The organism is Paracoccus sp. SY, from assembly GCF_002901215.1.
Classification (GTDB): Bacteria; Pseudomonadota; Alphaproteobacteria; order Rhodobacterales; family Rhodobacteraceae; genus Paracoccus; species Paracoccus acridae.
The window spans coordinates 1-25,833 of the sequence record NZ_NWMQ01000026.1 but is presented as its reverse complement, the minus strand read 5'-3'; the positions used below and the strand labels follow the sequence as shown (position 1 = coordinate 25,833).

General features: G+C 67.0%; 24 protein-coding genes and 1 pseudogene. 8 read left to right on the top strand and 17 right to left on the bottom strand.

Annotation, left to right across the window (positions count from 1 at the left end; genetic code table 11):
• Window positions 1-47 precede the first annotated feature (47 nt).
• Window positions 48-1,406: an amidase gene (locus CK944_RS15905; RefSeq protein WP_103174057.1), complete on the top strand. Its 1,359-nt coding sequence runs from the start codon at window positions 48-50 to the stop codon at window positions 1,404-1,406.
• Between the two features lie 29 nt (window positions 1,407-1,435).
• Here CK944_RS15905 and CK944_RS15900 read toward each other — a convergent pair whose 3' ends face one another.
• The gene (locus tag CK944_RS15900) at window positions 1,436-2,452 is read right to left on the bottom strand and encodes an SDR family oxidoreductase (protein WP_103174056.1); all 1,017 of its coding nucleotides are present in this window, start codon (window positions 2,450-2,452) and stop codon (window positions 1,436-1,438) included.
• A gap of 165 nt (window positions 2,453-2,617) precedes the next feature.
• Here CK944_RS15900 and CK944_RS15895 point away from each other — a divergent pair, with 165 nt between their 5' ends.
• Both CK944_RS15895 and CK944_RS15890 read left to right on the top strand, forming a co-directional pair.
• Entirely contained in the window at window positions 2,618-4,285 is a 1,668-nt protein-coding gene (locus CK944_RS15895) for an alpha-amylase family protein (protein ID WP_103174055.1), read from the top strand.
• A 78-nt stretch (window positions 4,286-4,363) separates the two neighbouring features.
• A complete protein-coding gene (locus CK944_RS15890) occupies window positions 4,364-5,095 on the top strand; it encodes an MgtC/SapB family protein (RefSeq protein ID WP_103174054.1) in 732 nt (243 codons plus the stop codon).
• Window positions 5,096-5,113: 18 nt separating this feature from the next.
• Here the strand turns inward: CK944_RS15890 and CK944_RS15885 are convergent, their stop codons facing one another.
• From CK944_RS15885 to CK944_RS15840, 10 genes are all read right to left on the bottom strand, one after another.
• Entirely contained in the window at window positions 5,114-5,431 is a 318-nt protein-coding gene (locus tag CK944_RS15885; protein ID WP_205049064.1) for a hypothetical protein, read from the bottom strand.
• Window positions 5,432-5,510: 79 nt separating this feature from the next.
• Window positions 5,511-6,305, bottom strand: a complete 795-nt coding sequence (gene pcaD / locus CK944_RS15880; RefSeq protein WP_103174053.1) for a 3-oxoadipate enol-lactonase — start codon at window positions 6,303-6,305, stop codon at window positions 5,511-5,513.
• Window positions 6,306-6,369: 64 nt separating this feature from the next.
• On the bottom strand, window positions 6,370-7,701 hold the full coding sequence (locus tag CK944_RS15875) for an aromatic acid/H+ symport family MFS transporter (RefSeq protein WP_103174052.1): 1,332 nt from the start codon (window positions 7,699-7,701) through the stop codon (window positions 6,370-6,372).
• A gap of 88 nt (window positions 7,702-7,789) precedes the next feature.
• A complete protein-coding gene (gene benD, locus CK944_RS15870; RefSeq protein WP_103174051.1) occupies window positions 7,790-8,575 on the bottom strand; it encodes a benzoate diol dehydrogenase BenD in 786 nt (261 codons plus the stop codon).
• Window positions 8,572-9,600: a benzoate 1,2-dioxygenase electron transfer component BenC gene (gene benC / locus CK944_RS15865; RefSeq protein ID WP_103174050.1), complete on the bottom strand. Its 1,029-nt coding sequence runs from the start codon at window positions 9,598-9,600 to the stop codon at window positions 8,572-8,574. Before benC ends, benD begins: the two co-directional genes overlap by 4 nt.
• 39 nt (window positions 9,601-9,639) lie before the next feature.
• Window positions 9,640-10,155 (bottom strand): benzoate 1,2-dioxygenase small subunit, encoded by a 516-nt coding sequence (benB, locus tag CK944_RS15860; RefSeq protein WP_239986103.1) that lies wholly within the window; start codon window positions 10,153-10,155, stop codon window positions 9,640-9,642.
• Window positions 10,152-11,513, bottom strand: a complete 1,362-nt coding sequence (locus CK944_RS15855) for a Rieske 2Fe-2S domain-containing protein (RefSeq protein WP_103174049.1) — start codon at window positions 11,511-11,513, stop codon at window positions 10,152-10,154. Before CK944_RS15855 ends, benB begins: the two co-directional genes overlap by 4 nt.
• Before the next feature lie 114 nt (window positions 11,514-11,627).
• Window positions 11,628-12,566: a catechol 1,2-dioxygenase gene (gene catA, locus CK944_RS15850; protein WP_103174048.1), complete on the bottom strand. Its 939-nt coding sequence runs from the start codon at window positions 12,564-12,566 to the stop codon at window positions 11,628-11,630.
• 71 nt (window positions 12,567-12,637) lie between these two features.
• Complete coding sequence (catC, locus tag CK944_RS15845; RefSeq protein ID WP_103174047.1) at window positions 12,638-12,928, bottom strand: muconolactone Delta-isomerase; 291 nt, start codon at window positions 12,926-12,928, stop codon at window positions 12,638-12,640.
• A gap of 2 nt (window positions 12,929-12,930) precedes the next feature.
• The gene (locus CK944_RS15840) at window positions 12,931-14,130 is read right to left on the bottom strand and encodes a muconate/chloromuconate family cycloisomerase (RefSeq protein ID WP_305790799.1); all 1,200 of its coding nucleotides are present in this window, start codon (window positions 14,128-14,130) and stop codon (window positions 12,931-12,933) included.
• A gap of 151 nt (window positions 14,131-14,281) precedes the next feature.
• On the opposite strand from CK944_RS15840, the gene CK944_RS15835 reads away from it, so the two are divergent.
• On the top strand, window positions 14,282-15,208 hold the full coding sequence (locus tag CK944_RS15835) for a LysR family transcriptional regulator (protein WP_103174045.1): 927 nt from the start codon (window positions 14,282-14,284) through the stop codon (window positions 15,206-15,208).
• A gap of 85 nt (window positions 15,209-15,293) precedes the next feature.
• Entirely contained in the window at window positions 15,294-16,610 is a 1,317-nt protein-coding gene (locus tag CK944_RS15830) for an acetamidase/formamidase family protein (protein WP_103174044.1), read from the top strand.
• A gap of 190 nt (window positions 16,611-16,800) precedes the next feature.
• On the opposite strand, the gene CK944_RS15825 is transcribed toward CK944_RS15830, so the two are convergent.
• From CK944_RS15825 to CK944_RS15805, 5 genes are read right to left on the bottom strand one after another with little or no spacing between them, the layout of a single operon-like run.
• Window positions 16,801-17,388, bottom strand: a complete 588-nt coding sequence (locus CK944_RS15825) for a DJ-1/PfpI family protein (protein WP_103174043.1) — start codon at window positions 17,386-17,388, stop codon at window positions 16,801-16,803.
• A gap of 57 nt (window positions 17,389-17,445) precedes the next feature.
• Entirely contained in the window at window positions 17,446-18,408 is a 963-nt protein-coding gene (locus CK944_RS15820) for a substrate-binding domain-containing protein (RefSeq protein ID WP_103174042.1), read from the bottom strand.
• 44 nt (window positions 18,409-18,452) lie between these two features.
• Window positions 18,453-19,436, bottom strand: a complete 984-nt coding sequence (locus tag CK944_RS15815) for an ABC transporter permease (RefSeq protein ID WP_103174041.1) — start codon at window positions 19,434-19,436, stop codon at window positions 18,453-18,455.
• Between the two features lie 27 nt (window positions 19,437-19,463).
• Window positions 19,464-21,035 carry a sugar ABC transporter ATP-binding protein gene (locus CK944_RS15810; protein WP_103174040.1) on the bottom strand — a complete coding sequence of 524 codons (1,572 nt, stop codon included), beginning with the start codon at window positions 21,033-21,035 and terminating at the stop codon, window positions 19,464-19,466.
• Window positions 21,032-21,715, bottom strand: coding sequence for a GntR family transcriptional regulator (locus tag CK944_RS15805; RefSeq protein ID WP_239986102.1), 684 nt, complete (start codon window positions 21,713-21,715; stop codon window positions 21,032-21,034). Before CK944_RS15805 ends, CK944_RS15810 begins: the two co-directional genes overlap by 4 nt.
• 158 nt (window positions 21,716-21,873) lie before the next feature.
• On the opposite strand from CK944_RS15805, the gene CK944_RS15800 reads away from it, so the two are divergent.
• The 3 genes from CK944_RS15800 to CK944_RS15790 are packed head-to-tail and all read left to right on the top strand — an operon-like array spanning window position 21,874 to window position 25,402.
• Window positions 21,874-23,073, top strand: coding sequence for an iron-containing alcohol dehydrogenase (locus tag CK944_RS15800; protein ID WP_103174039.1), 1,200 nt, complete (start codon window positions 21,874-21,876; stop codon window positions 23,071-23,073).
• Between the two features lie 17 nt (window positions 23,074-23,090).
• Window positions 23,091-24,557, top strand: coding sequence for an NAD-dependent succinate-semialdehyde dehydrogenase (locus CK944_RS15795; protein ID WP_103174038.1), 1,467 nt, complete (start codon window positions 23,091-23,093; stop codon window positions 24,555-24,557).
• Window positions 24,558-24,568: 11 nt separating this feature from the next.
• Window positions 24,569-25,402, top strand: coding sequence for an alpha/beta hydrolase (locus CK944_RS15790; protein ID WP_103174037.1), 834 nt, complete (start codon window positions 24,569-24,571; stop codon window positions 25,400-25,402).
• Window positions 25,403-25,523: 121 nt separating this feature from the next.
• On the opposite strand, the pseudogene CK944_RS24020 reads toward CK944_RS15790, so the two are convergent.
• Window positions 25,524-25,833: pseudogene (locus tag CK944_RS24020) on the bottom strand (hypothetical protein); the annotation flags it as partial.

The following is a 25,833-nucleotide window of genomic DNA, read 5'->3' as shown; positions in this document are numbered from 1 at the left end:
CGCATGGCACCTTGACCCCGCTGCCGCTTCGGCCATGACTGTGGCGCATGATAGACCATGACGCGACACATCAACTGGCAGCCCTGCGTTCAGGCGCCATATCCGCCCGCGAACTGATGGCGGAAACGCTGGACCGGATCGACCGGGTCAATCCGGCCATCAACGCCATCGTGGCCCTGCGCGACCGCGACACGCTTCTGGCCGAGGCGGCGACCGCGCCACCCGGCCCGTTGCAGGGCCTGCCGGTGGCGATCAAGGACCTGGCGGACACGGCGGGGATCGTGACCACCTATGGATCGCCCGCGTTCCGCGATCATGTACCGAAGGCGGACAGCCCGATGGTCGCGCGGCTGCGCAGGGCAGGGGCGGTGATCATCGGCAAGACCAACACGCCGGAATTCGGCCTGGGATCGCACAGCTACAACCCGGTGTATGGGGTGACGCGCAACCCTTATGACACCGCGCGTTCGGCGGGCGGGTCCAGCGGCGGCGCGGGGGCGGCGCTTGCGGCCCGGATGGTGGCGCTTGCCGACGGGTCCGACATGATGGGATCGCTGCGCAACCCGGCGGGATGGAACAACGTCCTGGGTTTCCGCCCCAGCTATGGCCTTGTGGCAGGGGGAGGGCCGGGGGATCTGTTCCTGGCGCAATTGTCCACCGACGGTCCCATGGCGCGGTCGATCCGCGACCTGGAACTGCTGCTGTCCATCCAGTCCGAACACGACCCGCGCCATCCCCATTCCAGCGGGCCATACCGCCCGCAGCCGCCGGGCCGCAGGCTGCGGATCGGCTGGCTGGGCGACTGGGGCGGCGCCTATGCGATGGAGCCGGGCGTCCTTGACCTGTGCGAGACGGCGCTGCGCGTCTTCGCCGATCTGGGCCATGAGGTGACGCCCCTTGCGCCGCCCTTCCCGGCCGAGGCGCTGTGGCAGGCCTGGACCACGCTGCGAAGCTGGACCATCGCCGGCAATCTTGAGGTGCTGCTGCGCAGCGCGCCCGACATGGTCAAGCCCGAACTGCGGTGGGAAATCGAGCGCGGGCTGACCTTCTCGGCCGCCGATATCCGCCGCGCCAGCACCATCCGGTCAGACTGGTTCCTCCGCACCGCCGAGATGGAGGTCGATGTGCTGGCCCTGCCATCGGCGCAGCTTTTCGCCTTTGACGCCGACTGGCACTGGCCGCGCCAGATCGCCGGGACGGCCATGGACAGCTATCACCGCTGGATGGAGGTGGTGGTGCCCGCGTCCCTGACCGGGCTGCCGGCGCTGTCGGTTCCGGCGGGCTTTGGCCCGTCGCCCATGGGCCTGCAACTGATCGGTCATCGCGGCCAGGATGCCGCCATCCTGAACCTGGGCCGGGAATACGAGGCGGCCACCGACTGGATCGTACGGGTGCCTGCGATCTGAAAGCGTTCTACCGTGCCGGGGCGTGGTCTTCAGGACCGGTTCCTGCCGCTTAGCGCTGTCCAAAGGATTCCGCAGCCCACGGCGCAGGCGATCGCGGCGGCGCCCCCGCGCAACCGGCCGGGACGATAGGCTGTCACATGGGATCGCGCATTATCCCCGAACCGGCCCGAAGCGCCGTGATCGCGGTCGGCGTCCATCGGGGCGAACAGGTTGTCCGGGTGCGGATGGGCCGCTTCGTCGGTCTGCTGCCCGGAATAGCCTTGGCTGGACAGGATCCGGTCCACAAGCGCAGGGGCCGCGGCATCGCCCAGGATCGCCTTGACCGCCGAACCGGCCAGCCAGACTTCCCTTGGGGCATCAAGGGACGCGCGATAAACGGCGCGGGCGATGGCCTCGGGGGAATGGATCGGCGGCACCGGCTGAGCCTTGCGGGGCATCTTGTTGCGCGCCCAGTCGAACTGGGGCGTGTTGACGGCGGGCAGGTGGATCTCGGTCAGGCGGATGGGGCTGTTTTCGTGCAGAAGCTCGGTCCGCAGGGAATCCATGAAGCCGCGCGTGGCGAACTTGGCCGCGCAATAGGGCGCCTGCAACGGGATGCCGCGATAGGCCAGGGCCGAACCGATGCTGACGATGGTGCCACGGCCCTGGGCGCGCATGTGGCGCAGGGCGGCCTGGGTGCCGAAGACCTGGCCCAGATAGGTCACCTCAGTAACGCGGCGGAATTCGTCGGGCGTGACCTGGGACACCGGCGCCAGCACGGTCGCCATGGCGGCGTTGATCCACAGGTCGATCCGGCCCCAGCGGTCCATCACGGCCTGGGCCGCGTCATCGACCGCGCCCGCATCCGCGACATCGGCGGGCAGGACCAGGGCTTCGCCGCCCCGTTCCTCGGCATCGGCCCGCGCGCCTTCCAGGCCTGCCCGGCCCCGTGCCACAAGCCCCAGGCGCCAGCCATGATCCGCGAATTCCCGTGCCACCGCCCTGCCGACCCCGGCCGAGGCGCCCGTGATGACCGCGACGCGCGGCTGCTGGCTGATCCCGTCCATAGGCTTCTCCTTGTCCTGCTTGTCCTGCCGCTTTCCAACGCGCCGGCGGGGCAGGGGTTCGCCGGGACGTTGCCGGCCCCTGGGTGAACCGATGCCTTGGCGGTTGCGTTCGACCCAGGACACCGCCCCTGGGGGCAAGCCGGATCACGGGAAAAAGGAGCCTGCATGGATATCAGCCGCACAGGCGATGTTTGGTGGAAGAACGCCGTCATCTACTGCCTTGACGTCGAGACCTTCCAGGACAGCAACGGCGACGGCATCGGCGATTTCGCCGGACTGACGCGCCGCATCGACCACCTGGCCCGCCTGGGCGTGACCTGCATCTGGCTGATGCCCTTCTATCCGACCGCGAACCAGGACGACGGATACGACATCACCGACTATTACGGGGTCGATCCGCGCTTGGGGACGCTGGGCGATCTGGCAGTCTTCCTGCGCACGGCCAGGGACCGGGGCATCCGGGTGATCGCGGATCTGGTGGTCAACCACACGTCCGACCAGCATCCCTGGTTCCGGTCGGCGGCGTCGGACCGCAACTCTCCCTATCGCGACTGGTATGTCTGGCGCGACGAGATCCCCGAGGACGGCCCCGACGAGGTGATCTTTCCCGACCAGGAAGACAGCATCTGGGAATGGCACGAGGAAACGGGACAGTATTACCTGCACCGCTTCTATGCCCATCAGCCGGACCTGAACATCGGCAATCCCCTGGTCCGCGAGGAGATCCACAAGATCGTGGGCTTCTGGCTGCAGCTTGGCTTGTCGGGGTTTCGCGTCGATGCCGTGCCCTATCTGCTGGACACCCAGGGCCTGAAGGCGCCCCCGGACCTGGATCTGCACGACTGGCTGCGCGACCTGCGCAGCTTCGTTCAGCGCCGTTGCGGCGAGGCGGTGCTTCTGGGCGAGGTGAACCTGCCCTATCAGGAGACCCGCCGCTTCTTCGGCGACGACGGCGGGGGCGAGCTGAACATGTGCCTGGACTTCAACATGAACCAGGCGATGGCCCTTGCCCTGGTGCGCGAGGATGCGGGACCGCTGGTCCATTCCCTGCGGGCCATGCCCGAGCTTCACCCCGACGACGGCTGGGCGCATTTCGCGCGCAACCATGACGAATGGACGCTGGACAAGCTGACTGAGGCCGAGCGCCAGCAGGTGTTCCGCGCCTTCGGTCCCGACAAGGACATGCAGCTGTTCGGACGGGGCTTGCGCCGCCGCATTCCCACCATGCTCAAGGGAAACGATGACCGGATCCGCCTAGTCTACAGCCTCGTCTTCGCGCTGCCCGGCGCGCCCGTCCTGTTCTATGGCGAGGAGATCGGCATGGCCGAGAACCTCGACATCCCCGGCAGGCTGAGCGTCCGCAGCCCGATGCAGTGGTCCGACGGGCCGAATGGCGGCTTTTCGACCGCGCCGCCCGACAAGATGCTGCGGCCCGTGGTTTCGGGATCCCGCTGGGGACCGGAGGCCGTCAATGTCGCGGATCAGGAACGTGACCCGGATTCCCTGCTCAACTGGCTGGAACGCCTGATCCGCCGCCGCCGCGAGATGCCCGAGGTGGCCTTCGGCGAATGGAGCTTCATTCCCTTTCCCGATGCCGCGATCTTCGCCCTGCGCTATGATTGGGGGGACCGCACGGCGCTGCTGCTGCACAACCTGGGCAAGCGGGCCTGCAGGTCCCGATGCCGCCTGAACGGGGGCAAGCCCCTGGGCCGCCTGATCCGCATCCAGGGCCAGGGGCGCCTTGACCTGGACGCGGACGGGACCGCCAGCCTGGACCTGCCCGGCCATGGCTGCCTGTGGCTGCGGGCGGATCCGGCAGGCGAGGCCGGCTGACGGCCGCCGCTGTCGGAAGATGCCTGTTGCGCCGGGCGGTCCCACCCTGTCACATGACGGTCCGACAGCCAGGGGGGCATGATGACATTCGACAGTCTTGTTTCCGCGATGCTGGACGCGGATACCGTCCCGCCGCTTCTGGGCAGCGTCGTCGCCGGTGCCCTGATCGGCGCGGACCGTGAATTCCTGGGCAAGCCTGCGGGCCTGCGGACGCATATCCTTGTCTGCTTCGCCTCGGCGCTGATGACGCTTTTGGGGCTGCGCATGGGGGAATGGACGGTGGTCTTTCCCGAAGGCACGCAGATCGTGTCGGACATGGCGCGGATGCCCCACGCCATCCTGACCGGGATCGGCTTTCTGGGGGCGGGGGTGATCTTCCGGTCGGGTTTTTCGGTCCACGGCCTGACCACGGCCGCATCGTTGTGGCTGACGGCATCGCTGGGCATCGTCTTCGGCGCGGGCCTGATGGAGCTTGCGACCATCGCGACGGTCATCTGCCTGGCCGTCCTGGTGTTCCAGCGGGCCTTGCGCCGGATGGCGCCGCCGCAGCCGGTCTTGCGGATCCGGGTCGTCGTGGATGCCGGAAGTTCCTATGACAGTGCCGGGCTGGCGGCCATCCTGGCCTCGGGCGGGATGCGCGCGGGGCCTGCCTCCATCAACCAGGCCCGGGCCAGCGGCCTGCGGTCCTATACGCTGCTGGCTTCCGCTTATCAGGACGCCCCGGATGTCGAGCGCCTGGCGCGGGCGATCCGGGAAGACCCCGCCGTCCAGGAACTGGCGATCACGCCGCTGGAAAACGAACGGGCCTGACGGGGGGCGGGACGGCGATCAGGATTCGCCCGAACCGCCGCCGACGGGAAACATGTCCTCGCCGTAATGGTGCAGCTTCATGTGGTGGCGACGGCACAGCCACCTGACCTCCAGCGGCTGGTCATAGCGGTCGTGATGCGCATCCACCTTTTCGATGCCGCAAACCTCGCAGGCCTGCCGTTCAAGCTTGCCCGTGGCAATGGCCTGCTGGACGGCAAGATGCGCCGAATACTTGGCCGGATTGGCCAGGCGCCAACTGGTCTGGCGGGTCTTGCTTTTCAGCATCGGGGCCTCTCGTTGGTCGATGTCAGGCGCGGCAGCCTTGGGGGCGGTCATGTCTGCGATCCAGCGTCAGCGGTCTTCGGGTCGATGCACCATAATGGAAGACGAAGGCCAATGCATCAAGCATTCTGTTCTAGGGGCGTGCGGACACCGTCAGGAAGTCCCGCAGAAGGGCGTTGAAGGCCGCCGCGGATTCGACATTCACCAGATGCCGCCCCGGCAGGCCATGGTGGCGGCCGTCCGGAACGCCCTGGGCGATCGCCTGCAGATCGGCTGGCGGACAGACCGGGTCGTCGTCACCCGATACGGCCAGGACCGGCACCGTGATCCGCGCCAGATCGTCCCGCAGATCCGCTTGCGCCAAGGCGGCGCAGCATCCCACATAACCCTCGGCCGAGGTGGTGGCGAAGGTCGAAAGGATGGCTTCCACTTCGCCAGGCCGGGTTGCGCTGAAGGCAGGGGTGAACCAGCGTTCGGCGGTGGCGGGAACAAGCCCGGCAAGGCCGTTCGCCCGCACGTCGGCCATGCGGGCGGTCCAGCTTTCGGCGGTGCCGATGCGGGCCGCCGTGGCGCAGACCGCAAGGCGGTCCAGCCGCGCGCCGGCATGGATGCCCAGCCATTGCCCGGTCAGTCCGCCGATGGACAAGCCGCAGAAATGGCTGCGCGGGATGGACAGCGCGTCCCACAGCGCGATCACGTCGCCGCCCAGGTCGGACAGGGCATAGGGGGGCGGCGGGGTGCCGGACTTGCCATGTCCGCGACGGTCATAGCGCAGGATGCGGAAATCCCCTGCCAGATCGGTGATCTGGGCGTCCCACATGTGCAGGTCGGTGCCCAGCGAATTGCAGAAGGTCAGCCAGGGCTTGTCCCCGTCCGCGCCGTCGATGCGGTAATGGAGGCGATGGGTGGGCAGGTTCAGATAAGGCATGGCAGGCTTTCCAATGGAAAAGGGCGCGCGGCCGACAGGGCCGCGCGCCATTGTTTCGTCGGGATCAGGCCGCGGCAAGCTGCGCGTTTTCGCGGACCCGGTTGTTGGCAAGGGCGAAGACCAGCATCGCCAGTGCCGAGACCGCCGCGGGGATCGCGAAGATCAGGAAGTTCTGGCCCAAGGGCAGTTCCCGCGCCAGCAGGACCCCGCCCAGGGTCGGCCCGACGATGGCGCCGATGCGGCCTACGCCCGAGGCCCAGCCAAGGCCCGCTCCGCGGACCGACAGGTTGTAAAGCTGGGCCACGCTTGCATAAAGCAGGATCTGCGTGCCGATGGTGGTGGCACCCGCCACGAAGACCAGGGCGAACAGCAGGCCCGGCGCCGGGTTCATGCCGATCATCGCGATGGACAGCGCGGCGGCGGCGAAGAAGCCCACCACGACCTTGGGCAGCCCGAAGCGGTCGCCCATCCGTCCGCCCAAGATCGCCCCGGCCATGCCGCCGAAGTTCAGCGAGAACAGCGACAACAGGCTGGCGCGTTCGGCATAGCCGGCCTCTTGCAGGACCTTGGGCAGCCAGGACGACAGCAGATAGACCAGCAGCAGGCAGCAGAAGAAGGACAGCCACAGCATCAGCGTGCGCAGGGCCCGGCCATGGCGGAACAGTTCGGCGATGGATGCCTTGGCGCCCTTGGCCTCGGTGAAGACCAGCCGGTCATCGGCGGCCAGGGGCGTGGCGGGGTTGATGCGGGCGAAGATGCGCCTCGCTTCCTCCTGCTTGCCCTGGCGGATCAGGAAGCCCAGCGATTCCGGCAGCTTCCACAGGATCAGCGGCAGCAGCGCCAGGGGCAGCGCGGCGATGAAGAACATGGGCTGCCACCCGAAAGAGGGGATGATCCCGATGCCAAGCCCCGCCGCGACCATGCCGCCCACCGAATAGCCCGAGAACATCAGCGCGACCATGGTGCCGCGCAGGCGCTTGGGCGCATATTCGTTCATCAGGGCCACGGCATTCGGCATCAGCCCGCCGCATCCCAGGCCCGCGATGAAGCGGAAGATCTTGAACTGCTCGGGCGAGGTGGCGAAGCCCGTCAGCACAGTGGCCGAGGTGAACAGCACGAAGCTGATCGCCACGCCCTTCTTGCGGCCGATGCGGTCGGCCAGCGGCCCCAGGATCAGCGCGCCGAACATCATCCCGAACAGTGCCCAGGCCTGCAGCGCACCCGCCTGCGGCTTGGTCAGGCCCCATTCCGCGATCAGCGTGGGCAGGACGGTCCCCGCGACGAAGACGTCGTATCCGTCAACGATCAGCAGCGCGCCGCACAGCGCGACCACCATCCACTGAAAGCTGCCGAACGGGCCTTTGTCTATGGCCTCGCTCACGTCTATGCTTCTCATTGTCTTCTCCTCCCTTGTTGTTTGCTTGTGGGTCCGTCGGCCCGTGTCGCCTCCGGCGACGTCTATCCCGTGTCGCCTCCGGCGACGTCTATCCCGTGTCGCCTCCGGCGACGGGCAGCACAGAGCCGGTGATGTAGGATGCCTCGTCCGAGGCCAGGAACAGGATCGGCGCGGCCTGTTCCTCGATGGTGGCATAGCGGCGCATGAAGGCCGATTGCTTCACCTGTTCGACCACCTCGGCCATCCAGGCCTTCTCGGCCTCGCTGTCGCCCTCGGCGTTGCGGGGGATGCGGCGGGGCGGGGCCTCGGTCCCGCCGGGGGCGGTGGCGACGACGCGGATGTTCTGGCCCGCCATTTCCATCGCCAGCGACTGCGTGATCGCGTTCACGCCGCCCTTGGCCGCCGAATAGGGCACGCGATGGATGCCGCGCGTGGCGTTCGAGGACACGTTGACGATGGTGCCGCCGCCCCGCGCCAGCAGATGCGGCAGCACCGCATGGCAGCAGTAAAGCGTGGGCATCAGCGACCGGCGGATCTCGGCGTCGATCTGGGCCGGTTCGAATTCGACGAAGGGACGCATTCGGATCGCGCCGCCCACGTTGTTGATCAGGATGTCGATGCTGCCGAAGATGTCGGCGGCATGGGCCATGGCCGCATGGGCGCCGTCCCAGGTTTCCAGGTCGGCGGTGAAGGCCGCCGCATCGCCCCCGGCCTCGGCCGCGACGTCCGAGACGAAATCGGCGCGGTCCACGAACAGGACGCGGCCGCCCTCGGCCGCCGCGCGCAGGGCCACGGCGCGGCCGATCCCCTGCGCGGCGCCGGTCACGACCAGCACCTTGCCCGCGAAGCGCCCGGCAAAGACCGCCCCCGTCATGCGCTGGCCTTCAGGGGCGCGTTGGGGGTGAACTTCTCGTAATGGAAGCTGGCGGGGCGGATGCCCTTTTCGTCAAGGTAATGGCGCACCGCATCGACCATCGGCGGAGGGCCGCACAGATAGACGTCCACCTCTCCGGCGGCCAGCATGTCCTCGGGCATGTGCTGGGTGACCCATCCCTTGCGCGGATGGGCCGAGGCGTCGTCCGCGACCACCGTGGCGAAGGTGAAGTTCGGCAGGCGGCGGGCGAAACCCGCGATCCGGTCCACCAGCACCAGATCCTGGTCGCGCGTCACGCCATAGATCAGGTGGATCTGCTGGCGCGACCCGGCGCGGGCCAGAACCTCCAGCATCGACAGGAAGGGCGCAAGGCCGGTGCCGCCGGCCAGGAACAGCAGCGGACGGCCTGCGTCGCGCAGATAGAAGCTGCCCATCGGCCCGGTCAGATCCAGCTTGTCGCCGGGGGTGGCACGGGCCAGCCAGCTGCTCATCAAGCCGTCGGGGATCTTCTTGATCAGGAATTCCATCCGCCCTTCCGCCGGGGCCGAGCTGAAGGAATAGGACCGGCTGGCGGTGCTGCCCGGCACGCCGATATTGACGTACTGGCCGGGCAGGAAGGCGGGGGGAACGGCGCCTTCCTCGATCTGAAGCTCCAGCACGACCGCGGCATCCTGGTGCGGCTCGATCCGGGCGACGGTGGCCCCGATCTTCTGCTGGCCGGTCTTGCAGGACGCGGCCGTGACGGGCACCGACAGCACGCAGTCGGATGACGGCACCATCTGGCAGGTCAGGACCAGGCCTTCTTCGGCCTCGTCCTCGGTCAGGGCGTCCTCGATATAGTCCTCGCCCAGGTCATAGGCGCCGCTTTCGGCGCGGCACTTGCAGGTGCCGCAGACGCCGTCCGAACAGTCCATCGGCAGGTTGATCTTGTTGCGGAAGGCCGCATCAAGAACCTTCTCGCCCTGCTTGCAGTCGATGAAGCGGGTGATCCCGTCCTCGAAGTTGAGCGCGATCGTGTAGCACATGGTCGCCTCCTCCTTGCGTTGTGCTTGGTCTGGCGGCCGTCAGACGTGATAGACGTCGATGACCTGGCGGATGTAGTCGTTCTTCAGGACGATCTTCTTGGCGGCGATCACCAGCCCGTCATCCGTGCGGCGCAGGGTCACGAACATGGTCCCGAAGAACTGGTCCGTGGTCTTGTAGCGGTGGTTCAGCGTGTGGAAGTTGTAGCGCACGTCCACCTCGGACCCGCGATCCGCGACCACCTCGACATTGCTGACCGTGTGGCTGGTGCGGGGTTCGGGCGTCGATGCGCCGGACCGTTCGGTCTTGATGCGGAACACCCGATCCTCGAGCCCCTCGCGGTTGGGGTAATACATCAGCGAGATCTGGGACTGCGGGTCCTCGGTGATCTGGTCGTTGTCGTCCCAGGCGGGCATCCAGTAGGTCACATCGGGCGCATAGCAGGTCAGCCATTCGTCCCACTGGCGGTCGTCCAGCAGACGCGCCTCGCGATACAGGAAGGCGCAGATGGTGTTCATGTCCAGGCTGCTGCTGGGGATGGCGTGATCCAGGCTCATGCCGCTTCTCCCTTTTCGCCGGCCTTCTCGGCGGCAAGCGCTTCGCGCATGGCCTTGGCCCAGTATTCGTGCTGCACGACGAACAGGCCCTCGTCCTCGCTCCGTTCGCCCGACAGAACAGGGTTCAGGCCCATGCGGCGGGCGTTTTCATCGGGGCCGTGGACCCACAGGGGCGCACCGCGCGACATGTCGTTCCACAAGGGCGCGGCATAGGCGGTCTGGCAGGCGCGGAATTCTTCCAGGTCGTCCGAGGTGCCCATGCCCGAGACGTTGAAGAAATCCTCGTACTGGCGGATGCGGGTCGTGCGGTCGGCGGCGCTTTCGCCCTTGGGGGCAAAGCAGAAGATGGTGATTTCGGTCTTGTCCACCGACAGCGGGCGGACGACGCGGATCTGGGTGCTGAACTGGTCCATCAGGAACACGTTCGGATAGATGCCCAGGTTGCGGGTCTGGTTGACGATGAAGCCCGCCTTCTCCTCGCCCAGGCGGGCGACCAGGTCGTCGCGGCGGTTCCAGACGGGACGGACCTCGGGGTTGCGGGTGTTGGTCCAGAGCAGGATATGGCCGTTCTCGAAGCCATAGACGCCCGCGACCGACTTGGACCAGCTGTTGGCGTCCACCGCCTTGGTGCCGGTTTCGCTGCGGCGTTCCATGGTGGTGGCATAGTTCCAGTGGACCGAGCTGACGTGATAGCCGTCGCAGCCGTTCTCCATCTGCAGCTTCCAGTTGCCGTCATAGATGTAGGAGGAATTGCCGCGCAGCACCTCCAGACCCTCGGGGGCCTGGTCCACGATCTGGTCGATGATGACCTTCGTCTCGCCCAGGAAATCCTCAAGCGAGGCGACATCGGGGTTCAGGCTGCCGAACAGGAAGCCGCGATAGCTTTCGAAGCGCGCCACGCGGGTCAGGTCATGGGATCCGTCCTGGTTGAACTGGTCGGGATATTGCGTGGTCTTGGCGTCCTTCACCTTCAGCAGCTTGCCGGTGTTGGAGAAGGTCCAGCCGTGGAAGGGGCAGGTGAAGCTGCCCTTGTTGCCCTGCTTGCGGCGGCACAGCATCGCGCCCTTGTGGGCGCAGGCGTTGATGACGGCGTTCAGCGCGCCGGTCTTGTCGCGGGTGATGACGATGGGCTGGCGGCCGATCCAGGTGGTGTAATAGTCGTTGACCTCCGGGATCTGGCTTTCATGCGCCAGATAGACCCAGTTGCCTTCGAAGATGTGCTTCATCTCCAGCGCGAACAGATCCTCGTTGGTGAAGATGTCGCGGCGGCAGCGGAACAGGCCGGCCTCCTTGTCGTCCTGGACGGCGACGTCCAGCAACTGGTCCAGGTCGCGGGCCTTTTCGATGATCGCGGACATGAGTTCTCCTCCCCAGGGGTACGCCTGTCGCGAACGGGCCCCTGCCGATGTCGGTGATGAAAGATGGGGTGGGGGTGGACGGCCCTCCCCTCCAGGGGGCCGTCCGGGATGCGCTTACGCTGCGGCGCGGCGGCGCTGTTCGTTGACCTGGTTGTCGATGCCTTGAACCAGGGCGGTCAGGTGGATGTCGAAGCTGATCTCGGCGAAGGGACCGTTGAGTCCGTTCGCATGGATGCTGTCCTCGTCCGTGCGCTCGATCACATGGGGGACCAGGCCTTCGCGGGTGGCATAGGCGAAGTCGTCGTCGATCAGCGGATCGCCCTCGATGTTGATCTGGGTGGTCAGCTTGCGGTGGTCGTCGGCGCTGACGAAGAAGTGGATATGCGCGGGACGCTGGCCGTGGCGGCCAAGGGCGGTCAGCACCTTCTCGGTCGGGCTGCCGGGGGGCACGCCATAGCCCGAGGGCAGGATGCTCTGGAACTTGTAGCGGCCGTTTTCGTCGGTGATGATCGTGCGGCGCATGTTGAAGGGCGCCTGCTTGCCGGTCGGGTCGAAGTGGGAATAGAAGCCCCGCGTGTCGCAGTGCCATACCTCGACCTTGGCGCCGGCCAGCGGCTTGCCGTCGGACCCGTGGACCGTGCCGTGCATGATCAGCGTCTGGCCGTCCGTGTCCGAGCCGTCATCCAGGCGGGCGAAGCCCACCGATTCCGGGGCGCCGGCGACGTAAAGCGGGCCTTCGATCGTGCGCGGGGTCGGGTTCTCGATCCCCAGTTCGGCGTCGATGGCGTCCAGGCGCTCGTCCAGGAAATGGTCGATCCCCAGGCCCGGCGAGATCAGGCCCGCCTGGCCGGCGGCGCCCAGGTCGTTCAGCCAGGCCACGCCGGTCCAGTATTCGTCGGGGGTGATGTCCAGGTCGTCGATGGCGCGGAACAGGTCCGACATCAGGCGATGCACGATCTGCTTCATGCGCGGATTGCCATCGCTGCTGTTCATGCCGCTGAGTTCCTTCAGGAACTCCTGCACGTCGGGACGGTCGAAAATCTTGACGGTCATTCTTCTCTCCTCCTGGATTCGCTTGGAAACTGGGTGGGACGGCCCTCGCTCCGTCCCGTTTGGGGATGGCTTCAGGTATCGTCGTCGCGGATCGCGGACGGGTGACGCAGCAGCGGCATCACGGCGATGTCCATGAACGGGAACAAGGGCAGGCCTGACAGGATGTCGTGCAATTCGTCGTTGTCGCGGACGTCGAAGATGCTGACGTTGGCGTATTGCCCGGCGATCCGCCAGATGTGGCGCCATTTGCCCTGGGCCTGCAGATCCTGCGAATAGGCCTTTTCGCGCGCAAGGATGTCGGCGCGCTCATCGGCGGGCAGATCGCGGGGGATGTTCACATCCATGGTCACATGAAACAGCATGGTCACGCCTTTCCGGGCAGGCTGATGGTCTTGCGGATGCCGTCGCGGGCGAAGAAGGCCACGCGATCCTCGTCCAGCGTCAGGCCAAGGCCGGGGCCACCCGGCACGGTCAGTTCGAAATCGCTGTAATCCAGAGGCTCGGCCAGGATGTCCTCGGTCAGCAGCAGCGGGCCGAACAGTTCGGTGCCCCATTGCAGATTGGCGAAGGTGGCGAAGGCATGGGCGGAAATCACCGTGCCCACCGCGCCTTCCAGCATGGTGCCGCCGTAAAGCCCGATCCCCGCCGCATCCGCGATGGCCGCGACGCGCAGCGCGTTGAAGGCGCCGCCGCTTTGTTCCAGCTTGACGGCAAAGACATCGGCGCCCTGGACACGGGCGATCTCGAAGGCGCTTTCCGGGCCGGTCAGGGATTCGTCCGCCATCAGCGCGACGGGGAAGCGGCGCACCAGCCGGGAAAGGGCTGCGGCCGATGCCACCGGCTGCTCGACCAGGTCGCAGCCCGCGTCCGCCAAGGCGGCCATGCCAAAGGCGGCCTCGCCTTCCGACCAGGCCATGTTCACATCGACGCGCACCGCCGCACGGTCGCCAAGCGCGGCCTTGATCGCGGCGACATGGGCGATGTCGTCGCGGATGGGGCGTGCGCCGATCTTCAGCTTGAAGATGTTGTGGCGGCGCAGATCCAGCATCCGTTCAGCCTCGGCGATGTCGCGGGCCGTGTCGCCCGAGGCCAGTGTCCAGGCGACCGGCAACCGGTCGCGGCGCCGTCCGCCCAGAAGCTCGCTGACCGGCAGGCCCAGGCGCTTGCCCTGGGCGTCCAGCAGCGCACATTCCACGGCGGATTTGGCGAAGCGGTTGTCCTTCACCATCTTGCCGATCCGCGCCATCAGCGCCTGCACCCGCGTCGCATCCTGGCCCATCATCACCGGCGCGAACCAGGTGTCGATGTTGATCTTCATGCTTTCGGGGCTTTCGCCGCCATAGGCCAGCCCGCCGATGGTGGTGCATTCGCCGATGCCGGTGACGCCGTCGCTGCAATGGACGCGCACCAGGGTCAGGACCTGACCGTTCATGGTGGCGACCGACAGCTTGTGCGGACGGATCGTCGGCAGATCGAGGATCACCGTCTCGACCCCGGTGACGACCGGGGCGACGAGGGCTGCGGACAGGGGTGCGTATGGCTGGTTCATGGGTTGAATGTGCATGGCCCTGCCGCCTTGCGTCCAACACCATTTTGGTTTGAAACCATACCCGGAAGGTATAATGGATGCTAAACTGTTGAGGATGGGGGCGTTCGTTAACCGAAAGATACCCAAACCGACCTGAATTTTGCTGTCTCGGGACCGGATAAAAGCCGTGGATCTGCGTCAATTGCGTTACTTCGCCGCCGTTGCGCGGGAACGGAACTTCACCCGCGCGGCCCAGGCGCTGAACATCGCGCAGCCCCCTCTCAGCCGCCAGATCCAGTTGCTGGAGGAGGAACTGGGCGTCGCCCTGATCATCCGCAGCAGTCGGCCGATCAGGCTGACCGATGCGGGGCGGCTGTTCTATGAACAGGCGTTGCAGGTGCTGGGACGGGTGGACCAGATGAAGGACGCCACGCGCCGGGTGGGGGCGAACCGCAACCGGCTGCTGTCCATCGGCTTCGTCGCCTCGACCCTTTACGGCGGCTTGCCGCTGCTGGTCAGGAAGCTGCGGCAGAACGCGCCGGAACTGGACATCCAGTTGCTGGAAATGCTGTCGATCCAGCAGATCCCGGCGCTGAAGGAAGGTCGCATCGACCTCGGCTTCGGGCGGTTGCTGCACAACGACCCCAACGTCACCAGCACCGTCCTGCGGGAAGAACGCCTTGTGGCTGCGCTGCCCCGGCGGACCGCGCTTGCCGGGGAAACGGGACCGCTGGCGCTGGCGGATCTGACGGGCCAGAAGCTGATCGTCTATCCCAAGGAGCCGCGCCCCAGCTATGCCGATCAGGTGCTGGCGCTGTTGCAGGATCGGCTGGTGCAACCCGCCGAGGTGCTGGAGGTGCGCGAGATCCAGACCGCCCTGGGCCTGGTCGCGGCCGAATCGGGGATCTGCATCATCCCCTCGTCGGCCCGGCAGATGCGGTCGGATGTCGAATACCGCCTGATCGGCGACCCCGGGGCCTTGTCCCCGGTCATCCTGAACCACAGGGCCGGAGACAGTTCACGCTATCTGGCGATGGTCAAGGCGCTGATCGGGGACATGTATGCCGAAAACCCCGCCTGGCTCGAGGCGAACAACCTTCCGCGTCGCCCCTAGGATCCCGGATCATCGCCGGACTTGCTTATGGAACCCGACCCGCTAACCTTCCAGGCGTCTTCACAGTGAACATTGGGGGGTTTCCATGCCGGATGGCAGCATCGCGCCGTCGCGTCGCAGCGTCGTCGTCACCGAGTTTACCAACAGTGTCCTCGATCCCGCGGCAGCCATGCTCGGCCCGGTCGAGAATGGCGGCACCATCATCGCCAACACCGCGCCCGGTTGCTGGGGTCCGATGATCACGCCCCGCCTGCGCGGCGGCCACGAGGTCACGACGCCCGTCCGCGTCAACGGGGCCGAGGTGGGCGACGCCGTGGCGATCCGCATCCGTGACATCACCGTGACCTCGGCGGCCACGGCGTCCGGCCACGACAGTTCGCCCGAGGGGTTCTGCCTGGGCGATCCCTATGTCGCCGCGCGCTGCCCGGTCTGCGACACCGTCTGGCCCGAAACCCATGTCGAGGGGATCGGCCCCGATGCGGTGAAATGCGACCGCTGCGGCAACCCGGTCACGCCTTTCCGCATCGTCCACGGCTATACTGTCACCTTCGACGAGACCCGCAGCGTCGGTGTGACCCTGCCCGCAGCGGCGGCCGAAACCATCGCGCGGGACGCGGACAGCTTTGCGGCCCTGCCCGACGGCAGCCGCCAGCATTCGATCCTGACCTTTGCGCCCTCGGACATGCCGGGCACGCTGGTGCGGATGCGGCCCTTCCTGGGGCAGCTTGGCACCTGTCCTTCGACCGCGATGCCCGACAGCCACAATGCGGGCGATTTCGGCGCCTTCCTGGTCGGCGCGCCCCATGACTATGCCATCAGCGCCGAGGATCTGGCACGCCACAAGACCGACGGGCACATGGACATCGACGCGGTGCGCGCGGGCGCGATCATCGTCTGCCCGGTCAAGGTGCCGGGCGCGGGCGTCTATATGGGCGACATGCACGCGGGCCAGGGCGACGGAGAGATCGCCGGGCACACCATGGACGTGGCGGGCAGCGTGACGCTGCAGGTCGAGGTGGTGAAGGATTATCCCATCGACGGCCCGGTCCTGTTCCCGCTGGCCGAGGACCTGCCGCCCCTGGCCCGCCCCTTCACCCCGGCCGAGATGGCGAAGGGACAGCGTCTTGCCGCGAAGTGGGGGGTAGGAGACATCGAGCCCCTGGCCCCTGTCAGCGTGATCGGCACCGCCCCGAACCTGAACGCCGCCATCGAGAACGGCCTGGAACGCGCGGCCACCCTGCTGGGCATAACGGTCCCCGAGGTGCGCAACCGCGCCACCATCAACGGCGCGATCGAGATCGGGCGTGCACCGGGCGTGATCCAGGTCACCTTCCTGGCCCCGCTGGCCAGACTGGATGCGGTCGGCCTGGGCGGCTACGCGCGCGAGCAATACGGGCTGTGACGAAGGCCCGGCCCCGGCTGAGGATCTCGTGGCCTGCGGGGGCAGTGTCCAATGGTCGATGGATGAAACGGCGGAGGGTGCCCGTCCGTAGAGCCGGCAGAAGCCCCCCTTGGATCGGCCGTGTTCGCAGACTGCGGCCGTGACATGTTGCGATGGAGGGTGTTCGCACGACCCTCCACCGCATCCGTCTTCAGGTATGGCGGATTTCGGTCCCCAGGACCTTGAGGCATTCGCGCATGAAGGCCGCAAGCCCGGTCCAGCCCTTGGCCGAGACCATGGTGCCGTCCACATAGGCCTCGTGCGGCTTGACGTCGATATAGGTGCCGCCGGCCAGGATCACCTCGGGCTCGCAGGCGCCCAGGGCCGCGACCTTCTTGCCGCGGATCACGCCATCGACCGCGACCAGGATCTGCACGCCGTGGCAGATGGTGAAGATCGGCTTTCCGGTCTCGTGGAAATGGCGCACTATCGCCTGGATGCGCTTGTCGGTGCGGATGTATTCCGGTCCCCGGCCGCCCGCGCAATAGACGGCGTCATAATCTTCCAGCACGATTTCCGAGAAGGTCTGGTTGATCTCGGCCAGGTGCCCGAAGCGCTCGATATAGGTCTGGTGTCCCTCGAAGTCGTGCAGGCTGGTCTGGATCATCTCGCCCTTCTTCTTGTCGGGGCAGACGACGTGGACGGTATGCCCGACGGCCTCCATGCCTTGCTGGAAGACGAAGATTTCATATTCCTCGGTGAACTCGCCGCAGAGCATGAGGATTTTCTTGCCACTCATCCGTGGTCTCCTTGTGTCAAATCGAAGCCGGAGGCTGAGACGCCTCCGGCGCAGTCGTCAGAACGGGCTGTCGGGGAAATAGAACTGGTCGGCGTTTTCCGGCGTGATCAGCGGCGCATCCAGCTTGAAGTTGCCGCGCATCGGCGCCTGGCCGGAAAACTGCGCCGCCGTCATGTAGATGGCCGACTTGATCATTGACGGAGGGTAGGGGGTCGAGATGGGCGTGACGGGATCGCCCGCCTTCACCATCTCGATCACGTCCTTCATGCCGTTGCCGCCCAGGGCATACTTGATCTCGGTCCGGCCCGACTGCTTGACCGCTTCCAGCACGCCCAGCAGCATGTCGTCGTCATTGGCCCAGACCGCGTCGATATGCGGATACTTGGCCAGGTAATCCTGCATCAGGCTGAAGGCCTCGTCCTGGTTCCAGTTGGCATACTGGATGTCCAGGATCTCGATATTGGTGTCCTTCATCACGTCGGTGAAGCCCTGGATGCGTTCGTCGTCGATGACGGTGGGGATACCGCGCAGCACGACGACCTTGCCCTCGCCGCCCAGCTTCTCGGCCATCCATTTCGCGGTATTGGCGCCCACGGCGATGTTGTCGCCCGCGACATACAGATCCTGGATCGTTGGGTCGGTCAGGCCGCGGTCCACGACGGCGATATAGGTGCCGTTCGACTTGACCTGCTCGACCGGGCCGGTCAGTTCCTCGGAGGTGAAGGGCAGGATCACCAGGGCGTCCAGGGTCTGCCCGGCGGACAGGTCCTCCAGTGCCGATACCTGGGCCGTCGCGGAAGGCGAGGTCTTCACGATCACGTCGATATTGGGGAATGCGGCCTCGATCTCCTTCTCGGCCTGTTCGGCGTGATAGACCACGCCGCCGGTCCAGCCATGCGTGGCGGCGGGGATCGAGACGGCGATGGTGCGCTTGTCCTGGGCCATCGCCCCGCCTGCGGACAGCGCCAGCAGGCTTGCGGCGGTGGCCAGTGTCAGGGCGCGTTGGTTCAGTCTTTTCATTGTCGTTCCTCCCTTTGGAAAAATCCTCGCCTCTCCCTGGGCGATTACTTGATGAAGCGGTGGGCCAGCATGGCCAGGATGATGATCACCCCCTGGACGGCCGCGACCAGGTATTCGGACACCATGTTCGACAGCACCATCAGGTTGGCGATCACTTCCAGGATCAGCGCACCAGCGACCGTGCCCCAGATGCGGCCCTTGCCGCCGCGCAGAAGGGTGCCGCCGATCACCACGGCGGTGATGACCTGCAATTCCCACAACTGCCCGGTCGTGGGGGTCGCTGCCCCCAGGCGAGGGATATAGCAGATCGCGGCGATCGCGACGCACAGCCCCTGGATCACGAAGGCCGTGGTCCGCACCCGCGCCACCGAAACGCCCGAAAAGCGCGCCACATCGGCATTCGATCCCGCCGCCATGCAGCGCCGCCCGTATTTGGTGCGATACAGGATGAAGGCGCCGACCAGGACCACGGCCAGCGTCACGACGACGGGCAAGGGGATCCCCAGCACATTGCCGAAATAGACGGGACGATAGGGATCGCGCAGCGCCCGGTCGATGGGGATGGATCCGCCGTCCGACATCCAGGTGATCAGCGCCCGGAAGATGCCCATCGTGCCCAGCGTGGCGATGAAGGGCTCGATCTTGCCCACCGTCACGATCAGACCGTTCAGCAAGCCGCACAGCGCGCCGACGATCAGCCCGAAGCCCGCGCCGACAAGGATGGCATTGGCCCCCATGGTCGGTTCCAGCCGGTTCATCGTCAGGATCATGACGCCCGTCACGAAGGCCATCATCGAGCCCACCGACAGATCAAGGCAGCCGGACGAGATCACGAAGGTCGCCCCCACGGCGATGATGGCGATGAAGGCCGACCGGGTGACGACATTGGCGATGTTGGTGCCGGTCGCGAAATTGGTGTTGATCAGCGTGCCGATCAGCACGACAAGGGCCAATGCGATGAAGGGGCCCATGTCGGCCCAGCGGATGCGGCGCGGTGCGCCGGCAATCTCCGTGGTGACGCTTGTCATCCGGGTCTCCTCCCCCTGACGTTCGATTCAGGCGTGTGTTCTGGTCGCCGGGACATGCGGCCCGGCTTCTTGTTTTTCGCCACTGGTCGCCGCATAGACGACGTTCTGTTCGGTGATGGCCTCGCCTGTCAGTTCCGCGACGATGCGCCCCCCGCGCATCACCAGGACCCGGTCCGACAGGCCGACCAGTTCGGGCAGTTCGGACGAGACGACGATCACCGCCTTGCCCGCCCGCACCAGCCGGTCGATGAAGTCATAGATCTGGCTCTTGTTGCCGATATCGATGCCGCGTGTCGGTTCGTCGATGATGACCACGGCGGGATCGGTCAGCATCACCTTGGCCAGAAGCAGCTTCTGCTGGTTGCCGCCCGAAAGCTGGCCCGCCGACAGGTGGCGGTTGCGCACGCGGATGTCATAGGCGTCCACGGCGCGATCAAGGGCGCGATCTTCCGCCGCATGGTCAAGCCGCGTGCCGGGATGCACGCTGTCCAGGGCCTGAAGGGTCAGGTTGGTGGCGAGGGGCTCGTCCAGAAGCAGCCCCTTGCCCTTGCGATCTTCGGTCAGATAGACCAGCCCCGCCGCCTGCCAGTCGCGCACGCTGCGATGCGTGACCTCGTGCCCGCCCAGCGTGATCCGCGCGGCCTGCGCGGGCCGAAGGCCCATCAGTCCCTCGAACAGTTCGGTCCGGCCCGATCCGATCATGCCCCCGATGCCCAGGACCTCGCCGGGGCGCAGCACCAGGCTGGCTTCCACCGCGCCATGATCGACGGACAGGGCGTCGATCGCAAGCTGGGGCGCGACCGTGGGCAGGGCGCGCTTGGGTGGATAAAGCGTGCCCAGTTCCCGGCCCACCATCAGGTCGGCCATGGCGCGCTGCGTCAGCCCGGCGGCGGGCCAGGTGCCGATCATGCGCCCGTCGCGCAGCACCGTTACGCGGTCCGCCAAGGCTTCGACCTCGTCCAGACGGTGCGAGATATAGAGGACGGCCGCGCCTCGTGCCCGAAGGCCGCGCACCACGTCCAGCAGGGCCGCGACCTCGTCATTGGCCAGAACGGCGGTCGGTTCGTCGAAGATCACGACCTTGCGCGGCTCCAGCAGCGCCCGCGCGATCTGCACCAGCTGGCGCTGCGCCAGGGGCAGGGAACCCACGCGGTCGCGCGGATGGCAATGCGCCCCGATCGAGGCCAGGACCTCGGCCGTGCGGCGGTTCATGGCGCGGTCGTCCACCATCGGCCCGCGCGTCAACTCGCGGCCCAGGAACAGGTTCTCGGCCACGGTCAGGTCGGGGGCCAGCAGGATTTCCTGATGCACCAGAACGACGCCCGCCGACTCGGCCGCGGCGGCATCGGCAAAGGCCACCGGCGCTTCCGCCATCAGCAGGCGCCCGGCCGAGGGCGCGACATGGCCCGACAGCAGCTTCATCAGCGTGGACTTGCCCGCCCCATTCTCTCCGATGACGGCGTGAACCTCGCCCGGCAGGATGTCCAGCGTGACATCCGACAGGACCGTGACCGGCCCATAGGCCTTGCTTAAGCCTTCGGCCCGAAGGGCAGGCCGGGCAAGGGCGGTGGCCGACATGGGCATGGTCGCCGCGTTCATTCGAAGGCCAGCATCAATCGGTCGCGCGACCGCGAGATATGTTCGTGCATCGCCGCCTGCGCCCGGGCGCCGTCGCCGGCGCGAAAGGCGGCCAGCAGGTTCTCGTGTTCTTCAAGCGCCTCTTGCGTGACGCGGCTGTGGAACATCAGGCGGAACAGGTGCAGATGCACATGCTGGTCGGCGAAAGCCTGGCGGATCACCTCGTTCCCGGCGATCTTCAGGATCGCGTCGTGGAAATGCGCATCGGCGCGAGCAAAGCGGGAATAGCGGCTGTTGCGGTCCACCGGCGCCTCGCCATGGCCCATGTCGGCGGCTGCTTCCTCAAGTTCTTGCAGGCTGTCCGGGGTCAGATTCTGCGTGGCGATCCGGGCGCATTCCGGTTCCAGCAGAAGGCGAAAAGCGAACAGATCCTCGAACGCCTTGCGCGACAGCTGCGGCGCGGCGCTGTAGCCGATCAGATGCGCCTTGCGCACCAGACCTTCACGTTCCAGCCGGGACAGGGCCTCGCGGACGGGGGTCTGGGACACGCCCAGGTCGCGGGCCACGACATCCACGGGAATGCGGGCACCAGGCGCGATGTCCAGGGACATGATGCGTTCGTAGATGCTGTCATGGACGCCATCCACGATGCTGGCCGGCCTGACCATCTGGATGCCCTGGCTTTCCACTGCGCTTCCCAATCCTGCACCTTTCATCTGCGGTGTTTGCAAGACGATGGTTTACAAAGATCGGATCGGATGTCAAATACAATATCATATAGGATACGATAAGCAGATCAGGATGGGACTGGTGGGTCGCGTCCTTGTTCAAGCGGCACATGAAGCGGGAGAGGAACAGAATGGCGCATTTCGGCACGATCAGGCCGCCGCGAGAGATCATCTTCGGCCCGGGTCAGCGGCAGGTGCTTGGGCAGGTCGCGGCCAGGCTGGGGCGCCGCGCCCTGGTCGTCACCGATGCCCGTCTGGCCGGCGATCCCCAGTTCCAGGCGATGCTGGCGGATCTGAACGATCACGGGCTTGCGGTGCAGGTCGAAAGCGGAACCCTGCCGGACGTGCCGGTGGACAGCGCCCTTGCCGCCAGCCAGGCCGCGCGCGGCTTTGCGCCCGATCTGGTCGTCGGGATCGGGGGCGGATCCTGCCTCGACATGGCGAAATGCGTGGCCCTGTTGCTGACCCATGGCGGGCAGCCGCAGGATTACTATGGCGAACTGAAGGTGCCCGGGCCGATCCTTCCGCTGATCGCGATGCCCACGACGGCAGGCACCGGATCCGAGGTCACGCCGGTCGCCGTTCTGTCCGATTCGGCGCGCAGCCTGAAGGTCGGGATCTCCAGCCCGCATCTGGTGCCGACGGCGGCGATCTGCGATCCCGACCTGACGCTGACCTGTCCGCCCGGTCTGACGGCCATCGCCGGGGCCGACGCCCTGACCCATGCGATCGAGGCGTTCACCGCTATCCGTCGTCCCGTCACCGCGACCTTGACGCAGGAACGGGTCTTCGTGGGAAAGAACGCGCTGTCCGACCAGTTCGCCCTGACCGCGATCCGCCTGCTGTGGCAAGGGCTGGAACGCGCCTGCCGGACGGGCGCGGATGCCGAGGCGCGTGCCCGGGTGATGCAGGGCGCCCTGTTCGCGGGGCTGGCCTTCGGCGTTGCGGGCACCGCCGCCGCCCATGCGATCCAGTATCCGGTGGGTGCGCTGACGCACACTGCGCATGGTGCCGGCGTGGCCTGCCTGATGCCCTGGGTCATGGAATGGAACCGCCCCGCCATCGCCACCGAACTGGCGCAGATCGCCGACGCCATGGGCCTTGCCTCGGCCGACGAGGTGATTCCCGCCGTCCGATCCCTGTTCTCTCGCATCGGGATTCCTGAGACGCTGTCGGGCCTGGGCCTGCCCGAGGACCAGATCGGCTGGGTGGCCGACCAGTCCTGCGGCATCGAGCGACTGATCCAGAACAATCCCCGCCCGATCGACCGCGCCGACATGACCCGCCTGCTGCAGGCCGCCTTTTCCGGCGACGCCCGCATCCTCCAGTAAGCCCGAAAGGACTGGCCATGAGCCTCGACACCCTGAACGCGACGGATTTCGCCGATCCCGGCCTTCATGCGGCTGGATTGTATATCGGCGGCGAATGGCTGCCCGGCGGCGGCATTCCGGTCGTGAACCCCTCGACGGCGGAAACCCTGGCCGAGGTGCCCGATGCCACGGTCGCCGATGCCATGCGTGCCGTGGACGCGGCCCAGGCCGCCGCAGCCGGTTGGCGCGCGACCCCCGCCCGCCAGCGCTCCGAGATCCTGCGCCGCTGGTTCCAGTTGATGGTCGAGCATTCCGAGGAGCTGGCCCGCCTCATCTCGCTGGAAAACGGCAAGGCGCTGCCCGACGCGCGAGGCGAGGTTGCCTATGCGGCCGAGTTCTTCCGCTGGTATGCCGAGGAAGCCGTCCGCATCGCGGGCGAATTCCGTCATGCGCCGTCGGGCGCCAATCACATCCTTGTCGATCACGACCCGATCGGCATCGCAGTCCTGATCACGCCCTGGAACTTTCCGGCGGCCATGGCCACGCGCAAGATCGGCCCGGCCCTGGCCGCCGGCTGCACCGTGATCCTGAAGCCCGCCAGCGAGACGCCGCTGACGGCCTATGCCATGGCCCGGCTGGGGGCCGAGGCGGGGGTGCCCCCCGGCGTGGTCAACGTCCTGACGACCAGCCGGCCCGCGCCCGTCACCAATGCCATGCTGGCCGATCCGCGCGTGCGCAAGCTGTCCTTCACCGGCTCGACCGGGGTGGGACGCGTGCTTCTGGCCGAGGCGGCGAAAAGCGTCGTGTCCTGCTCGATGGAACTGGGCGGCAACGCGCCCTTCCTGGTCTTCGACGATGCCGACCTGAACGCGGCGCTTGACGGCGCCATGATCGCCAAGATGCGCAACGCCGGAGAGGCCTGCACGGCCGCGAACCGTTTTTACGTCCAGTCGGGCATCCATGACGCCTTCGTGGCGGGCCTGACCGAACGCATGGCCGCGCTGAAGGTGGGGCCGGGGACGGACCCCGCCACCCAGGTCGGGCCGATGATCACGACGCAGGCCGTCCAGAAGATCGGCCGCCTGGTCGAGGAGGCGGTCGGCCTCGGCGCCCGCGTCACCACTGGCGGCGCGGCGCTGCCGGGGTCCGGCTTCTTCTTCCCGCCCACGGTGCTGGACAATGTCAGCCCGGATGCAGCCATCGCCCATGAGGAAATTTTCGGCCCCGTCGCGCCGGTTTACCGCTTCGAGACCGAGGACCAGGCGATCCGGCTGGCCAATGCCACGGAATACGGGCTGGCGGCCTATGTCTATTCGGGCGACCTGTCGCGCGCGCTGCGGGTCGGCAAGGGGATCGAGGCGGGGATGATCGCGATCAACCGCGGCCTGATGTCCGACCCGGCCGCGCCCTTCGGGGGGACCAAGCAAAGCGGGCTGGGACGCGAGGGTGGCGTGACGGGGATACTCGAGTTCATGGAGCCGAAGTATTTCGCGGTCGCGTTCTGACGGGGCGCAGGATGCAGGACCTGTACCGGAACCGCGACTTCATCCCGGATTTCGATGCCGTGATCGAGGAAACGGCCGCGCGCTCTCGGGCCATTGCGTCCACTGTCCGGATCATTCGCGATCTGCCCTATGGCAGCCGATCTCGGGAAAGGATGGACATCCTTCTTCCCCGGGATCCCGAACCGGGGGCGCCGCTGCACCTGTTCATCCACGGGGGCTATTGGCGGTCGGGCAGCAAGGAGGACCACCACCTTGTCGCGGCCCCGGTCCTGGCCGTCGGCGGTGTCGCGGCGATCGTGACCTATGACCTGATGCCGGGCATCCGGCTTGGGACCATTGTCGCGCAGGTCAGGGCCGCAGCCCGGCATCTGGTGGCGATGGCGCCCGGACTTGGCGCGGATCCGGCGCGGCTAACGGTCAGCGGGCATTCCGCAGGGGCGCATCTGGCCTGCTATCTGGCCGGGCATGGCCCTGCCGAAAGGACCCGGCCCAACCTGCCTGCGTTGCGCGGCCTGCTGCTGGTCAGCGGCATCTATGACCTGTCGGGCATACCCGGCAGCTTCCTGAAGGACGAGGCCCGGATGACCCATGAGGAGGCGAAGGCCTGGTCGCCCCTGACGTCCCGCCACGATCCGGCGCCCCGGCGGATCATGACCCGCGGGGCGGATGAGACAAGCCCCTTTCACAGCCAAGCCTTGGCAATGGCCGACCTGCTAATGGAGGGCGGCGCCAGCGTCGAACTCAGGTCCGAGCCGGGGCTCAACCACCTGACCGTCGTTCAGGCCCTGGCCGATCCGGCGGCGCCGCTTGGGCGTCTGCTGGGGGAGCTCGTCGCCTCAAGCTGAAGCGGCCCCTGATACCTTTGCCACCAAGGAAAGACGTGCCTGGCGCAGTGGATCGCCAGGCACCGTTGGAACCGGCAGCCTTGCAGGTCAGGTCCTGCCTTGCCGCCGGCAGGACGTCACATCACCCCCGGCCGCCGAACAGCTTGTTCAGCAGGCGGCTGAAGACCGATCCGCTTTCGGCGGCCGGTTGCGGCGACGGGGCAGGGCGATGCGGCGCCGAGGACGGCGCCGGTTTCGGCTGGGCGGGCGCTGGCTCAGGGCTTTTGCCGGCAGGGGCCGAGGGCAGTTTCCCTTCTCGCTTGGCGACATGGGTGGCAATGGCGTCCATCAGCGGCGGGGAAAGGGTGTCATAGGGGGTCAGTCCCAGTTCGCGCAGGCGGGCCCGGATGCCGTCCATCCGGGACGGCGCGACACCCGATTCGATCACCGAA